At 65.4% G+C, this 14,401-nt stretch carries 13 protein-coding genes; 3 read left to right on the forward strand and 10 right to left on the reverse strand.

Annotated elements, in window-relative coordinates; all coding sequences use genetic code 11:
* Positions 1-46: 46 nt before the first annotated feature.
* Complete coding sequence (locus ABWY06_RS00510; RefSeq protein ID WP_353923592.1) at positions 47-673, reverse strand: LysE family translocator; 627 nt, start codon at positions 671-673, stop codon at positions 47-49.
* A 67-nt stretch (positions 674-740) separates the two neighbouring features.
* Positions 741-2,084 (reverse strand): NCS2 family permease, encoded by a 1,344-nt coding sequence (locus tag ABWY06_RS00515; RefSeq protein ID WP_353923593.1) that lies wholly within the window; start codon positions 2,082-2,084, stop codon positions 741-743.
* Positions 2,085-2,675: 591 nt separating this feature from the next.
* On the opposite strand from ABWY06_RS00515, the gene ABWY06_RS00520 reads away from it, so the two are divergent.
* Positions 2,676-3,428 carry a GntR family transcriptional regulator gene (locus ABWY06_RS00520; RefSeq protein ID WP_353923594.1) on the forward strand — a complete coding sequence of 251 codons (753 nt, stop codon included), beginning with the start codon at positions 2,676-2,678 and terminating at the stop codon, positions 3,426-3,428.
* A gap of 276 nt (positions 3,429-3,704) precedes the next feature.
* Here ABWY06_RS00520 and guaD read toward each other — a convergent pair whose 3' ends face one another.
* The 8 genes from guaD to ABWY06_RS00560 form a co-directional block, all read right to left on the reverse strand.
* On the reverse strand, positions 3,705-5,015 hold the full coding sequence (gene guaD / locus ABWY06_RS00525) for a guanine deaminase (protein ID WP_353923595.1): 1,311 nt from the start codon (positions 5,013-5,015) through the stop codon (positions 3,705-3,707).
* A gap of 31 nt (positions 5,016-5,046) precedes the next feature.
* The gene (xdhC, locus tag ABWY06_RS00530; protein ID WP_353923596.1) at positions 5,047-5,883 is read right to left on the reverse strand and encodes a xanthine dehydrogenase accessory protein XdhC; all 837 of its coding nucleotides are present in this window, start codon (positions 5,881-5,883) and stop codon (positions 5,047-5,049) included.
* Positions 5,880-6,035, reverse strand: coding sequence for a hypothetical protein (locus tag ABWY06_RS00535; protein WP_353923597.1), 156 nt, complete (start codon positions 6,033-6,035; stop codon positions 5,880-5,882). Before ABWY06_RS00535 ends, xdhC begins: the two co-directional genes overlap by 4 nt.
* Positions 6,036-6,094: 59 nt before the next feature.
* Positions 6,095-8,491, reverse strand: coding sequence for a xanthine dehydrogenase molybdopterin binding subunit (gene xdhB / locus ABWY06_RS00540; RefSeq protein WP_353923598.1), 2,397 nt, complete (start codon positions 8,489-8,491; stop codon positions 6,095-6,097).
* Positions 8,484-9,953: a xanthine dehydrogenase small subunit gene (xdhA, locus tag ABWY06_RS00545; protein ID WP_353923599.1), complete on the reverse strand. Its 1,470-nt coding sequence runs from the start codon at positions 9,951-9,953 to the stop codon at positions 8,484-8,486. The genes xdhB and xdhA overlap by 8 nt, the downstream gene beginning before the upstream one ends.
* A 307-nt stretch (positions 9,954-10,260) precedes the next feature.
* Entirely contained in the window at positions 10,261-10,605 is a 345-nt protein-coding gene (locus ABWY06_RS00550) for a hypothetical protein (RefSeq protein ID WP_353923600.1), read from the reverse strand.
* Positions 10,559-10,954 (reverse strand): hypothetical protein, encoded by a 396-nt coding sequence (locus ABWY06_RS00555; protein ID WP_353923601.1) that lies wholly within the window; start codon positions 10,952-10,954, stop codon positions 10,559-10,561. Before ABWY06_RS00555 ends, ABWY06_RS00550 begins: the two co-directional genes overlap by 47 nt.
* Positions 10,951-11,526 (reverse strand): GNAT family N-acetyltransferase, encoded by a 576-nt coding sequence (locus ABWY06_RS00560; protein WP_353923602.1) that lies wholly within the window; start codon positions 11,524-11,526, stop codon positions 10,951-10,953. The genes ABWY06_RS00555 and ABWY06_RS00560 overlap by 4 nt, the downstream gene beginning before the upstream one ends.
* Before the next feature lie 304 nt (positions 11,527-11,830).
* On the opposite strand from ABWY06_RS00560, the gene ABWY06_RS00565 reads away from it, so the two are divergent.
* Positions 11,831-12,958 (forward strand): DUF3182 family protein, encoded by a 1,128-nt coding sequence (locus ABWY06_RS00565; RefSeq protein WP_502948126.1) that lies wholly within the window; start codon positions 11,831-11,833, stop codon positions 12,956-12,958.
* Entirely contained in the window at positions 12,945-13,730 is a 786-nt protein-coding gene (locus ABWY06_RS00570; RefSeq protein WP_353923604.1) for an alpha/beta hydrolase family protein, read from the forward strand. The genes ABWY06_RS00565 and ABWY06_RS00570 overlap by 14 nt, the downstream gene beginning before the upstream one ends.
* The last annotated feature ends 671 nt before the right edge of the window (positions 13,731-14,401 follow it).

The following is a 14,401-nucleotide window of genomic DNA, read 5'->3' on the forward strand; positions in this document are numbered from 1 at the left end:
TGCGCGGCGTAACCCGCCATGGGCAACCTGCGTGCGCCCGAACCCATCAGCGGCTCAGCAGCGAGGCCAGGCCCGCACCACCGAACAGCGCCGCGCTGCCGCGGTTGAACCAGGCCTGGCCACGGCCGCTGCGCAGGTAACGCGCCGCGCCATGGGCGCCCAGCCCATAGGCCAGCTTGCAGCCCAGGTCGAGCAGGGCCCAGGTCAGGATCATCAGCAGCAACTGGGGCAGGAAGGGACGCCCCGGTTGGATGAACTGCGGCAGAAAGGCGGCGAAGAACAGGATGTCCTTGGGGTTGCTGGCACCCAGGCCAAAGGCCCGCCAGAACATCGCGCGCCATCCGGGGTTAACCGGCTCTTCCACCGCCGCCGAGGCCTGGGCGACCAGGCGCGAGGCCTGCCAGCTTTGCCAGGCCAGGTAGAACAGGTAGAGGGCACCGGCGATCTTCAGGCCGCTGAACAGCTGCTCCGACGCCAGCAGCAGGGCGCCCAGGCCCAGGGCCGACGCCGTGAGCAGCACGATCGAGGCGCTGACACCGCCGAGAAAGGCCGGCGTCGAGCGCCGCAGCCCGTAGTTCAGGCTGTTGCTGACCATCAGCAGCGACAACGGGCCGGGGATAAGGATCACCACCAGGGCGGCGCCGCTGAACAACAGCCAGGTTTCCAGAGTCATTGCCCGTGTTCCTTATGTCAAAAGCCCCGGCGCGGGCGCGTCGGGGCCAGGGTCGTCGGTGGCTACCTTACAGGAAGATAAACTTCGCCAGGCAGATCGCCGCCAGCACGTAGAGGCTGAGGGTGATTTCCCGGTGGCGACCGGTGAAAAGCTTCAAGGCGACGAAGGTGATAAACCCCAACGCCAGGCCATCGGTGACCGAGAAGGTCAGCGGCATCATCACCACCGTGATAATGGCCGGGATGGTGTTGGTGTGGTCTTCCCAGTCGATATGCGCCATGCCGCTCATCATCAGCATCGCCACATAGATCAGCGCGCCGGCGGTGGCATAGGCGGGGATCATGCCGGCCAGGGGGGAAAAGAACATGGCGGCGATAAAGAGCACGCCCACGGTCACCGCGGTGAGCCCGGTACGCCCTCCGGCGGCAACGCCGGCGGCGCTTTCCACGTAGCTGGTGACCGGTGGGCAGCCGACCAGGGCGCCCAATGCGCTGGAGGTGCTGTCGGCCTTCATGGCTTTGCTCAGGTTCTCGATATGACCGTTTTCATCCACCAGCTTGGCGCGCTGGGCCACCCCCATCAGGGTACCGGCGGTGTCGAACATATGCACGAAGAGAAAGGCCAGGATCACGCTGATCATGCCGACATTCAGCGCGCCGCTGACATCCATGGCCAGCCAGGTCGGTGCCAGGCTGGGCGGCATGGCGAAGATGCCGTGGTACTCGACCAGCCCCAGACCCCAGCCCGCCAGGGTCACGGTGAGGATGCTGATCAGGATACCGCCGAATACCCGGTGGTATTCGAGCACCGCGATCATCAGGAAGCACAGGGCCGCCAGTAGCGGCGCCGCGCTGGTCAGGTCGCCGAGCCTGATCAGGGTGGCGGGGCTGGCGACCACGATGCCGGCGGTTTTCAAGCCGATCAGCCCGAGGAACAGGCCGACCCCGGCCCCCATGGCGAAGCGCAGGCTGCTGGGAATGCTGTTGAGCAGCCATTCGCGGATGCGCGAGAAGGTCAGGATCATAAACAGCACGCCGGAAAGAAATACCGCGCCCAGGGCGATCTGCCAGCTGTAGCCCATGGTGCCGACCACGGTGTAGGTGAAAAACGCATTCAAGCCCATGCCCGGTGCCAGGCCGACCGGCCAGTTGGCGTACAGCCCCATCAGGAAACAGCCGAGCGCGGCGGCGATGCAGGTGGCGACAAAGGCGGCTCCGTGGTCGATGCCTGCGTCGGCCATGATATTGGGGTTGACGAAGATGATGTAGGCCATGGTGATAAAGGTGGTCAGCCCTGCGGCCAGTTCAGTCTTGATCGTGGTGCGGTGCAGGCTGAGCTTGAACAGCCGTTCCAGCAGGCCAGAGCGGGGCGGCACGGCAACGTAGCCTGGGTGATCCTTGGTGCTATCCACAGCGGGGTACTCCTCATCGCTTTTATTGTTGGAGGTGCAGAGCCGGGGGTGTGGGCCGGACGGCTCTCGAGGCAGCGGGCGGTACGCAGTTTCTGGCAGATTTCTGACCATTAGGTCAAAAAGCCGCACGCTGCCGATTATGCTTTTGTATACAAAAAAAGCAAATAATGTTTTCACATCTGCGCGCGTGCGTCGATTTGCAGTTTGGCGCTTTTGGGCCAAGGTCTTACCGCTGCTAAAATTAAAATATTTATAATAAACAACAGGTTATAAAAATTAGTGTCGCTACGACAGACACCGCCTTGGATGGTCAATTGACTTGATGGCGGTGCGCAGGCCAGCGATTGGGCTTTTTTAGGTCATTTCCATCTAACATTGGCGGCCGTCACCGGCCCAGCCAAGGGAGCTGCGCTGGCCGCACCGGGTGGCTGTCACGACCGGGCTGGAGGCTCAAACATGGGCATGGCTGGGGTGATTGTGTACAATGCCCGCAGCTTTTACCCAAAGTTCTTGCCCCAGGCTGCTTGCCAGCCACCCCGGGGTAAGCAGTAGAGTCTCGGTTACCGCCGACCCTCTTGGACGCGAGTGCCAATGAACGAACAATTGCAACCCCTCAAGCCGCCCCCGCAGGCCGGAAAAGTAAGCCGCAGCGGGACCCAGGACGACGTCGTCTACGCCCATATCTTCGAAGCCATCCTCGAACAGCGCCTGGCGCCCGGGACCAAGCTGAGCGAAGAGGCGCTGGGAGAGATCTTCGGGGTCAGCCGCACCATCATTCGCCGCGCACTGTCGCGCCTGGCCCATGAAGGGGTGGTGCTGTTGCGGCCCAACCGTGGTGCCGTGGTAGCCAGCCCCAGCGTGGACGAGGCACGGCAGATTTTTTTCGCCCGGCGCATGGTCGAGCGGGCGATCACCGAGCTGGCGGTGGAGCATGCCAGTGCCCAGCAGCTGGCCGAGCTGCGGAAAATGGTCAGCGACGAGCAGAGCAGTTTCGCCCGGGGTGATCGCGGCGCGGGCATCCGCTTGTCCGGCGAATTTCACCTGAAACTGGCCGAGGCGGCACGCAACGCCCCGCTGATCAGCTTTCAGCGCAGCCTGGTGTCGCAGACGTCGCTGATCATCGCCCAGTACGAAAACGGCGGTCGCTCGCATTGTTCCTACGACGAGCACAACCAACTGATCGACGCGATTGAAGCCCGTGACACGGCCAAGGCGGTCAGCCTGATGATGCACCACATGGACCATATCGACAGCAAGCTGAACCTCGACGAGGACGGCGCCTCGGACGACCTGCACGCGGTGTTCTCGCACCTGCTGCAGACCAAGAAAAAAGCCGCTCGCTGACCGGTGCTTTTAGCGTTTTAGCGCAGGAACCCTGACGGCCGCTCCTGGATTTCCGCCTGCGCGGGAATGACGGGAGTCGGGTGATATCGACTGTCTGCCGACCGTGCTTTGGTCTACGTGCTGCTCACCGGCATTGCGTGGTTCCTGCGTGGTTACTGCGTGGACGGGTGCCCGGGGGGCGGTGATACCCGACCGCCCGACTCTGGGCGAAGGGGCGATCAGGTCGCGGTGGTAGGGTCCAGGCCTACCCCGCACGCACGTTGCCGCCACTGGCGGTCACGGGTCGCGCTTATGCACTGACTGGCCGGCGGCGAAGGTTTCCTGCACGCAGCGGTCGTCGCCCAGCATGATCAGGGCGAAGAGTTTTTCCGCCAGGCTGGTCGCCTGCTGCAGGCGGTAGGTCAGCAGCGGCGTGGCCCGGTAGTCGAGGATAACGAAGTCGGCTTCCTTGCCGGCGGCGAAGTTGCCGAGTTTGTCGTCCAGGTACAGCGCGCGGGCCCCCCCGAGGGTGGCCAGGTACAGCGACTTGAACGGGTCGAGTTTCTTGCCCTGTAGCTGCATGACCTTGTAGGCCTCGTTCAACGACTGCAACTGGGAGAAACTGGTGCCGGCGCCCACGTCCGTGCCCAGGCCGACGCGCACGCCATGGCCTTCGAGTTTTTCCAGGTCGAACAGGCCGCTGCCGAGGAACAGGTTGGAGGTGGGGCAGAAGGCCACCGCCGAACCCGTCTCGGCCAGGCGCTGGCACTCGTCGTCGCACAGGTGCACGCCATGGGCGAACACCGCCCGCGGACCGATCAGGCCATGGTGGTCATAGACATCCAGGTAGCCCTTGCGCTCGGGGAACAGCGCCTTGACCCAGTCGATTTCCTGGCGGCTCTCCGACAGGTGGGTATGCATATACAGGCCCGGGTACTGCCGGAACAGTTCGCCCGCCAGGCTGAGCTGCTCCGGGCTGCTGGTGGGGGCAAAACGTGGGGTGACCGCGTACAGCAGGCGGCCCTTGCCGTGCCATCGCTCGATCAGGGCCTTGCTGTCGGCATAGCCGGACGCCGGGGTGTCGGTCAGGTAGTCCGGGGCATTGCGGTCCATCATCACCTTGCCGGCGATCATGCGCAGGTTCAGCGCCTCGGCCGCTTCGAAAAAGGCTTCCACCGAGACCTTGTGCACGCTGCCGAACACCAGGGCGGTGGTGGTGCCGTTGCGCAGCAGTTCCTTGAGGAAGATGCCGGCCACGTCGGCGGCGTGGGCCTTGTCGGCGAACTGGCGTTCGGTGGGGAAGGTGTAGGTGTTCAGCCAGTCGAGCAGTTGTTCGCCATAGGCCGCGATCATGCCGGTCTGGGGGAAGTGGATATGGCTGTCGATAAACCCGGGGGTGATCAGCGCGTCGGGGTGGTGTTCGATTGGCACGCCCGCGGCCAGTCCTGGCAGCAGGTCGACGGCGTGTCCGAGCGCCTTGATCCTGCCGTTCTCGACCAGCAGCACGCCGTCCGCGAAGTACTCATAGGAGTGCTCGATGCCCACTTTGGCGGGGTCGGCGATGCTGTGCAGGATGGCGGCGCGGTAGGCGTGGGTGCTGGTTGTCATAGTCGTCTCGTCAGGCGTAAAAAGGGGCGCGTCAGGCCTGGCTGCGGCGTGAGTCCGGCAGCAGGCGGGCAATGGGCTCGGCGCCGCCGCGCTGCTCGCCGAAGGTGGCGTTGTAGGTGGCGATCACTTCGGCGGCGATGGACACCGCGATCTCGATCGGCAACTTGCCCTTGACCTCCGCCAGGCCCATGGGGCAACGCATGCGCTGCAGGGAGTCGGGGCCGAAACCCCGGTCACGCAGGCGATGCTCGAACTTGACGCGCTTGGTCTGCGAGCCGATCAGGCCGAAATAGGCGAAATCGTTGCGCGCCAGGATGGCCGCGGTCAGCTCCAAATCCAGTTGATGGTTGTGGGTCATGACGATGCAGTAGCTGCCGGCGGGCAATTGCTCGACTTCCTCGACCGGCTCCTCATTGAGGCGTTTGTCGACGCCGGCCGGCAGCGTGTCGGGAAATTCGCTGTCCCGTGAGTCGATCCAGCGCACCTGGCACGGCAAGCTGGCCAGCAAGGGCACCAGGGCGCGGCCGACATGGCCAGCACCGAACACGGCGATCTGCGCCTGGGGCTGGCCCATGGGTTCGAACAGCAGTACGGTGGTGCCGCCGCAGCACTGGCCCAGGCTGGCGCCCAGGCTGAAGCGCTCCAGGCGGGTGTTCTGGCTGCCACTGTCGAGCATCTCGCGGGCGATCTGCATCGCCTTGTACTCCAGGTGGCCGCCGCCGATGGTGTCGTGGATACGGTCGGCGGTGACCACCATCTTCGAGCCGGCATTGCGCGGTGTCGAGCCGCGTTCCTCGATAATGGTCACCAGCACGCCGCATTGCCCGCGTTGCTGCAGCTCGGCGAGGGCGCTGATCCAGTTGTTCATTTGCTCAGCCTCCAGGTACGCAAGGGTTTGGCCGAGCGCGACAGCCGCCAGTCGTCGTCCTTGCGCGGGCGGCTGGGCGGCGCGTCCAGCACGGGTGGCAGACCCTCGAAGGCCGGGGGCAGCGACGCAGAAGGATCGGTGTGGGTTCTCATTGTTGTGCACCGTGTTCGGGTTGGGCCGCGGCATGGAATCGAACCGTGCCGCGACGGATTCAGGCCGGCTCGGCCGTGCTGGCCACCGCACAGGCGGTCGGTTGCTGCAGTTTCCTCATCTGCTCCACGCCCCAGAGCACGCGCTCCGGGGTCGCCGGCGCATCGATCTGCGGCTGCACCCGGTAATCCGCCAGGCTGGCCACCGCGTCCTTGAGCGCGCACCAGGCGGCGATGCCGAGCATAAAGGGCGGCTCGCCCACGGCCTTGGAGTGAAACACGGTGTCCTCGGGGTTCTTGCGGTTTTCCACCAATTTGACCCGCAAATCCAGGGGCATGTCGGCCACGGCCGGTATCTTGTAGCTGGCCGGGCCGTTGGTCATCAGCTTGCCCTTGGCGTTCCACACCAGCTCTTCCATGGTCAGCCAGCCCATGCCCTGGACAAAGGCGCCCTCGACCTGGCCGATGTCGATGGCCGGGTTCAGCGACGCCCCGACGTCGTGCAGGATGTCGGTGCGCAGCATCTTGTATTCGCCAGTCAGGGTATCGACCAGCACTTCGACGCAGGCGGCGCCGTAGGCGAAGTAGTAGAACGGCCGGCCGCGGGCCTGGCTGCGGTCGTAGTGGATCTTCGGCGTGCGATAGAAGCCGGTGCTGGACAGCGACACCTGACCGAAATAGGCCTGTTGGATCAGTTCCTCGAACGACAGGATCTGCTCGCGCACCCGCACATGGCCGTTGCGAAACTCGACGTCTTCCTCGGTCACCCGATAATGCCGTGCGGCGAAGTCGACCAGGCGCTTCTTGATGATCTCGGCGGCGTTCTGCGCGGCCTTGCCGTTCAGGTCGGCACCGCTGGAGGCGGCGGTGGGCGAGGTGTTCGGCACCTTGTCGGTGTTGGTCGCGGTGATCTGGATACGGGCGATATCCACCTGGAACACTTCGGCGACCACCTGCGCCACCTTGGTATTGAGCCCCTGGCCCATCTCGGTGCCACCGTGGTTCAGGTGGATGCTGCCGTCGGTGTAGATATGGATCAGCGCGCCGGCCTGGTTGAGGAAGGTGGCGGTAAAGGAGATGCCGAACTTGACCGGGGTCAGCGCCAGGCCTTTTTTCAATACCGGACTGGCGGCGTTGAACGCGCGGATCTGTTCGCGGCGTTGCTGGTAGTCGCTGCTGGCCTCGAGGTCGGCGGTCATCTCCTCGAGCAGATTGTCTTCCACGGTCTGGTAGTAGTGGGTGACGTTGCGTTCGGTTTTGCCGTAATAGTTGGCCTTGCGCACCGCCAGTGGGTCCTTGCCGAGGTTGCGGGCGATGGCATCCATCACCTCCTCGATGGCGACCATGCCCTGGGGGCCGCCGAAGCCGCGGTAGGCGGTGTTGGAGGCGGTGTTGGTCTTGCAACGGTGGCCATTGATGGTGGCGTCGCCCAGGTAATAGGCGTTGTCGGAGTGGAACATGGCGCGGTCGACGATGGAGCCGGAGAGGTCCGGCGAGTAACCGCAGTTACCGGCCAGGTCCATCTGGATGCCCTGCAAGCGCCCGTCATCGTCGAAGCCGACGTCGTACTGGACGAAGAATGGATGGCGTTTGCCGGTCATCTGCATGTCTTCCACCCGGGGCAGGCGCATCTTGGTCGGCCGGCCGCTGAGGTGCGCGATCACCGCGCAGATGCAGGCCGGGCCCGCCGCCTGGGTTTCCTTGCCGCCGAACCCGCCGCCCATGCGGCGCATGTCGATGACGATCTTGTTCATCGGCACGCCGAGCACCTCGGCCACCAGTTTCTGCACCTCGGTGGGGTTCTGGGTCGAGCAGTACACCAGCATGCCACCGTCTTCGGTGGGCAGCACCGAGGAGATCTGCGTCTCCAGGTAGAAATGCTCCTGGCCGCCGATATGCAAGCTGCCTTGCAGGCGATGCGTAGCGTTGGCCAGCGCGCGTTCTGCATCGCCACGCTTGTGCTGGTGGCTGTCGAGCACGAAGTGCTTGCGCCGCAGCGCCTCTTCCACGTCGAGCACCGGCTCCAGGTCCTCGAATTCGATGATCGCCGCCAGGGCGGCGCGGCGGGCGGTGTCCAGGTCCTTGGCCGCTACGGCCAGGATCGGCTGACCGACGTACTCGACCACGCCGTCGGCCAGCAGTGGATCACCGGGCATCACCGCGCCGATGTCCAGTTGGCCGGGCACGTCGCGGCTGGTGATCACCAGGGTCACCCCCTCGATGGCGTAGCACGGGGCGGTGTCGATGCTGAGGATGCGCGCGTGGGCGCGGTCGCTCATGCGGGCATAGACGTGCAGCTGGTTGGGAAACTCCAGGCGGTCGTCGATATACAGGGCTTCGCCGGACACGTGTTTGTCCGCGCTGTCGTGTTTGACGCTGCGCCCCACGCCGGTGGTCATGTCCTGATGGAACAGGGCACTGAGCTCGGCCTGGGTCTTGCTGATGGGGTGGTTAGACATAGGCGGTCACCCGGGTGTCGACGGCAGGGGTTTGCAGTTCGATAAAGCACTTGCGCAACAGGTTCTGCGCGATCAGCAGGCGGTATTCCTTGCTGGCGCGAAAGTCCGACAGCGGGGTGAAGTCCTCGGCCAGGGCCTGGCAGGCGCGTTCGATCACCCCCGGGTACCAGGCCGCGCCGATCAGCGCGGTCTCGCAGGCGGTGGCGCGCTTGGGGATGGCGGCCATGCCGCCAAAGGCGATCCGCGCCTCCTGCACCACGCCGTCGGCGATACGCAGGTTGAAGGCGGCGCAGACTGCGGAAATATCGTCGTCCAGGCGCTTGGACACCTTGTAGGCGCGGAACGCCCACCCGGCGCGGGCGCGGGGGACTATGACCTTCTCGATAAATTCGCTGTCCTGGCGGGCGGTGACCCGGTAATCGAGGAAATAGTCCTCCAGGGCCAGGGTGCGGGTCGCATCGCCCTTGCGCAGCCGCAACTGGGCGCCCAGGGCGATCAGCAGGGGCGGGGTGTCGCCGATCGGCGAGGCATTGCCGATATTGCCGCCCAGGGTGCCCTGGTTGCGGATCTGCAGGGAGGCGAAGCGCTGCAGCAGCTCGCCGAAGTCCGGATAGTCCGCCGCCAGGCTCTCGACGCAATCGGTCAAGGGCGTCGCCGCGCCGATCTCCAGACGATCCTCGAAAGACTCGATCCCTTTCATTTCAGCGACGTTGCCCACGTAGATCATCACCGGCAGGCTGCGGTGGAACTGCGTGACCTCCAGTGCCAGGTCGGTGCCACCGGCCAGCAAGCGGGCTTCCGGATGCGCGCCATAGAGGTCGGCCAGGTCGGCGATGGTCAGTGGCACCAGGCAGCGTTTGTCGCCGCTGTTGAGTTCGGCGATCTCCTGCGGGGCAATAGCGCGCAGTTGCGCCAGGGTTTCGGCCTGGCGGTCGTCGAACTGGTCCGGGCTGGCCTGGCAGCACGCCTGGTCGGCGGCGGCCAGGATCGGTCGGTAGCCGGTGCAGCGGCAGAGGTTGCCGGCCAGCGCCTCGTGCGCCTTGGCATGGTGAGCGGTCGGTTCGGCGTCGGCGTCGCTGTTTTTTTGCAGGGCGAACAGCGACATGACAAACCCGGGGGTACAGAAGCCGCACTGGGAGCCGTGGCAGTCGACCATGGCCTGCTGCACGCTGTGCAGGCGGCCCTGGTGCTTGAGGTCCTCCACCGTGATCAGCTGCTTGCCGTGCAGTGACGAAACAAAGGTCAGGCAGGAGTTCAGCGTCCTGTAGCGCAGCTGTTCGCGGCCCCCGGCATCCAGCGTCCGTTCGCCGACCACCACGGTGCAGGCCCCACAGTCACCGGAGGCACAGCCTTCCTTGGTGCCGGGTTTGCCCACGTGCTCGCGCAGGTAATTGAGGACCGTGACATTCGGATCAAGACGCTGCTCGGAACGCAGCTCACGGTTGAGGAGAAACTGGATCAAGGAAGACCTCCAGGCATTTTATTGTTGTGTACGGCAGGTCCGTATGGGAGCGAATTTAGAGATATCTGACTTTCGGGTCAATAAATATTTGACTATGAAGTCAGAAAATATGCGGTGCTTTGGTTATGAACCCACTGTTTAGCCAAGGGTGCTGGGGTTTGCCGCTACGTTTTGGCCGGAGGCAGGGCAAGGCAAGGTCTGAATCAGTCTAGCCGCGGATGGCCCCGAGTCGCGGGCGATCGAGGTGCTACCTTGCCGGAGCCGCGGCGTCTACAGCGGGGTCTCGGGGCTGCTCGCCCGAGAGGGCTCAGCCCAGCGGCTGGCAGCGCACCACGAAGTCGACATGGTAATGCTCGTCATGTCGCACCCAGGGTTTTCTCGTCGAGAACGGCAAGGCCGCCTTCAGCCGGGCGCCGCTGCTGCTGTGAAACAGCAGGTGCTGCAGGGCGTTGTCGAAGATGACCCGGCCGATTTTCAGGCCCTGCCGACCGGTGGCGGCCTGGAGCGCCAGCAGGTGGCGGGCCATGGCCTCGAAGTCGATACGATAGTCGCCATAGTGGCCGCGCCGGGAGAACTCGATGTCATAACCGAAGCGATTGAAGGGGCTACTCGGCAAGGTAACCGACTCGCCCGCCTGATCGAGTACCGGCACGAAAAAATCCACCGACAGGCCATTTTGGTGGGTCTTGTGCGGCGCGAACGCGCCCGCCCGTGGCGAAGCCGGTTTCGCCGTAGACAAAGTGCGTGTTCGGTGCGCTGGTTTTCAGCTGGCCATAGGCGTCTAGCACCACCTGTTGCACCTGGCTGTGCAGGAAGTGGCGGCCCGCCGCGACGCCCAACAGGCTGTAGGCCTGGAAGTTGTCGCCTAAGGCCGGCAGCGCCCAGCCCTGGCTCAGCCGGCCTTGGGCGGTGCTGCCGTAACAGGTGCTGGGCGCTGCGGCCGATACGCTCAGGTTCAGCGCCCACAGGGCCAGCAGGCTGCCGGATCGCCGGGGCGTCATCCCTGTAGCGCCGCGGCGCTCTGACGTCGATAGTCCTCGGCGGTGAGCCGGTAGATCAGACTGGGCGCCAAGCCGGGACGGTCGTCGCAGGTGTCGACAATGCCCAGGCCCAGGCGTTCGAGCAGGCGGCGTGACGGTACGTTTTCCGGGCGTACCAGGCCCAGCACCTCCGGCTCGTCGAGCAATTCGAAGGCCACGCGCAGGGCCATCCAGGCCATCTCGCTGGCATAACCCTGGCCCCAGGCGTCCGACGTCAGGCGGTAATACAGGTTCAGTCCCGGCCGGTTGCCCACCGTTTTATGCATGATGCCGCCGAACCCCAGCACCCGCTCCGGGTCGTCCAGCCGGCTCAATGCCCAGTAGCCGAAGCCATGCTGGTGCCAGTGCGCCTGCCAAGTGTCGAACTGGTGCGCCGCGGCGCCGGGCGTGGCCGGGCCTATGGGGTTGAAGGCATGGGTCGCGGGATCGCCGTGAAGCGCCTGGGAGATGGCCAGGTGCGCGGGGGCGGGGCGCAGCAGCAGCAGCAGGCGTTGGGTCGCCAGCCGTGGCAGGTCGGTCAGTTCCAGTTTCATCAGCGGACAATCCTTGGGTTACCGGGGCGACGGCGGGCCTGAAGCATAACCCGAGCCCGGTGCGTCGAAACGCCTGACCGTTTATCCGTCGAAGCGAACACTGGCGCTTCGTGGCTGCCGATAGTCTGTGCGCAAAGAAATGCCGTTGCCGGAGTCTTGCCCCATCATCCAGCCGATCACTATCCGCCGTTACCGAGTCGCTTGGACCGCCCGTTGGTCGAGGGTTGGACGGGCGTGCCCGCCTGCATGGGGAGCCTGCCATCCAGGTCAGCGGACGCCGTATCGGCTGGGCCATCCCGAGGAATTGTCCATGTCTCAAACATCCGCACTGGAACAGGGCTGTGTGGTGTTGTACCCCAATCGCGCGAGCGAGCCGGAACATGAGCGGGTCGTGCATGCCGAGCTGGGCAGGCGCCTGGCGCAGCTGCAGGGCCTCGGTTTTGCCGGTGATTATCGTCCTGCGGCTGCCTATGCGGGGCCCTTGTATTTTGTGCCGTCCGGCACCCTGGTGGGCCAGGCGGAACTCCAGCGCCTGGGCATCCACGGCGAACTGCAGCTGTTCGGTGGCGCCGCGTGGCAGGATTTCGTGCCGACCAAGGCCATTAGCCATCCGCTGCTGGCCGCCACGGCTGCGGCACCCCCGGGTTGGTCCCACGACTTTGGCGAGCGAATTCAAGGCTGCGTGCTCAAGGGCCTGACGGTATTCAGTGCCGCCGATGCGTTGCTGGCCGGCGAGCGCTTACTGAGTGAAGGGCCGCTGCGCATCAAACCCGTGCGGGCGACAGCCGGGCGGGGCCAGCAGGTGATCGGCGAGGCGCGGACCTTGCGCCAGGCCATCGCCGACCAGGATGACAGGGAGTTGCAGCGGTTCGGTCTGGTGCTGGAGGAAAACCTGCAGCAGGTGGTGACCTACAGTGTCGGCCAGGTGCGGGTCGCCGACCTGGTCGCCAGCTACTACGGTACCCAGCGTCTGACCCACGACAACACTGGCGAGAGCGTCTATGGCGGCTCGGACCTGGTGGTGGTGCGGGGCGGATTCGAGGCCTTGCTCAGTCTCGAATTGGACGACCAGGTGCGCCGCGCCATCGCCCAGGCGCAGGTGTATGACAGTGCCGCGTCGGCGTGCTTTGCCGGTTTTTTTGCCTCCCGGCGCAACTACGATGTCGCCCGCGGGGTGGACGTGCATGGGCAGCCGCGCAGCGGCGTGCTGGAACAGTCCTGGCGCATCGGCGGTGCCAGCAGCGCCGAAATCGCCGCCCTGCAGGCGTTTCGCGGGGACGAGCGACTGTCGGTGCTGCGCGCCGCCTCGCTGGAACTCTATGGCCCGCGGCAGCGACCCCCGGCGAGCTCGGACCTGCTCTTCAGCGGCGAGGACGCCGAAGTCGGCTTTATCAACAAATCGGTGAGGGTACAGCCCTATGGCCACGCGTAGCGAAGTGATCGAGATCCAGGTGGCGGACGAGGCACTGGCTGGCACCTTCCTGGCGCCCGCGTCCAAGGTGCCCGGGGTGCTGTTCGTGCACGGTTGGGGCGGCAGCCAGCAGCGCGACCTGGCGCGGGCGCGGGGCATTGCCGGCCTCGGTTGTGTGTGCCTGACCTTTGACCTGCGTGGCCATGAGGGGTCGTTGCTGCAGCAGGCCAAGGTTTCCCGCGAGGACAACCTGCGCGATATCCTGGCTGCCTATGACCGGTTGGCCAGCCATCCGGGTATCGACCAGGCCGCCATCGCGGTGATCGGCACCAGTTACGGCGGTTACCTGGCGGCGATCCTCAGTACCCTGCGGCCGGTGCGCTGGCTGGCCCTGCGAGTGCCGGCGCTGTACCGCGACGAACAATGGGAATTGCCCAAGCGCCAGTTGGACAAGGTCGACCTGGCGGCCTACCGGCGCACACGGGTGCTGCCCACCGAGAACCGTGCGCTGGCCGCCTGCGTCGCCTTCCGGGGAGACGTGCTACTGGTGGAGTCCGAGCAGGACGAGATCGTGCCCCACGCCACCCTGATGAGCTACCGCGCGGCCTTCCAGCACACCCATTCCCTGACCCACCGCATCGTCGACGGTGCCGACCATGCCCTGAGCGCCGAACACTGCCAGCACGCCTATACCTCTATCCTGGTCAGCTGGATCACCGAAATGGTGGTGGGCGCGCGGGTTGGCGGCGAGGCCCTGGGGCCGCTGGAAGGGCCCCAGGCGTTTCCCCTGTAGGATGGGTGGAGCGCAGCGATACCCATCGCGTGGACCCTTCGATGGGTTACGCGGCGGCGGGCAGTGGCGGGGGTTGGCGGTCCGTCAGCTGCGCCGCTAACCCATCCTACAGGGCCCCATGATCCGTAGGCTGGGTTGAGCGCAGCGATACCCATCGCGTGGACCCCTCGATGGGTTACGCGGCGACGGGCAGTGGCGTGGGTCGGCGGTCCGTCAGCTGCGCCGCTAACCCATCCTACGCGGCCCCATGATCCGTAGGCTGGGTTGAGCGCAGCGATACCCATCGCTTGACCTCCTCGATGGGTTACGCGGCGGCGGGCATTGGCAGGGGGTTGGCGGTCCGGCAGCTGTGCCGCTAACCCATCCTACGCGGCCCCATGATCCGTAGGTTGGGTTGAGCGCAGCGATACCCATCGCGTGGACCCCTCGATGGGTTACGCGGCGGCGGGCAGTGGCGGGGGTGGCGGTCCGGCAGCTGTGCCGCTAACCCATCCTACAGGGCCCCATGATCCGTAGGCTGGGTTGAGCGCAGCGATACCCATCGCTTGACCTCCTCGATGGGTTACGCGGCGGTGGGCAGTGGCGGGGGGTGGCGGTCCGGCAGCTGTGCCGCTAACCCATCCTACAGGGCCCCATGATCCGTAGGATGGGTGGAGCGCAGCGATACCCAT

Origin of the sequence: Pseudomonas sp., assembly GCF_040514055.1 — a bacterium.
Classification (GTDB): Bacteria; Pseudomonadota; Gammaproteobacteria; order Pseudomonadales; family Pseudomonadaceae; genus Aquipseudomonas.

Coding starts and splice junctions, on each gene's coding strand:
- ABWY06_RS00510 (WP_353923592.1), bottom strand. CDS start 673: ATGACTCTGGAAACCTGGCTGTTGTTCAGCGGCGCCGCCCTGGTGGTG.
- ABWY06_RS00520 (WP_353923594.1), top strand. CDS start 2,676: ATGAACGAACAATTGCAACCCCTCAAGCCGCCCCCGCAGGCCGGAAAA.
- guaD (WP_353923595.1), bottom strand. CDS start 5,015: ATGACAACCAGCACCCACGCCTACCGCGCCGCCATCCTGCACAGCATC.
- xdhC (WP_353923596.1), bottom strand. CDS start 5,883: ATGAACAACTGGATCAGCGCCCTCGCCGAGCTGCAGCAACGCGGGCAA.
- ABWY06_RS00535 (WP_353923597.1), bottom strand. CDS start 6,035: ATGAGAACCCACACCGATCCTTCTGCGTCGCTGCCCCCGGCCTTCGAG.
- xdhB (WP_353923598.1), bottom strand. CDS start 8,491: ATGTCTAACCACCCCATCAGCAAGACCCAGGCCGAGCTCAGTGCCCTG.
- ABWY06_RS00555 (WP_353923601.1), bottom strand. CDS start 10,954: ATGACGCCCCGGCGATCCGGCAGCCTGCTGGCCCTGTGGGCGCTGAAC.
- ABWY06_RS00560 (WP_353923602.1), bottom strand. CDS start 11,526: ATGAAACTGGAACTGACCGACCTGCCACGGCTGGCGACCCAACGCCTG.
- ABWY06_RS00570 (WP_353923604.1), top strand. CDS start 12,945: ATGGCCACGCGTAGCGAAGTGATCGAGATCCAGGTGGCGGACGAGGCA.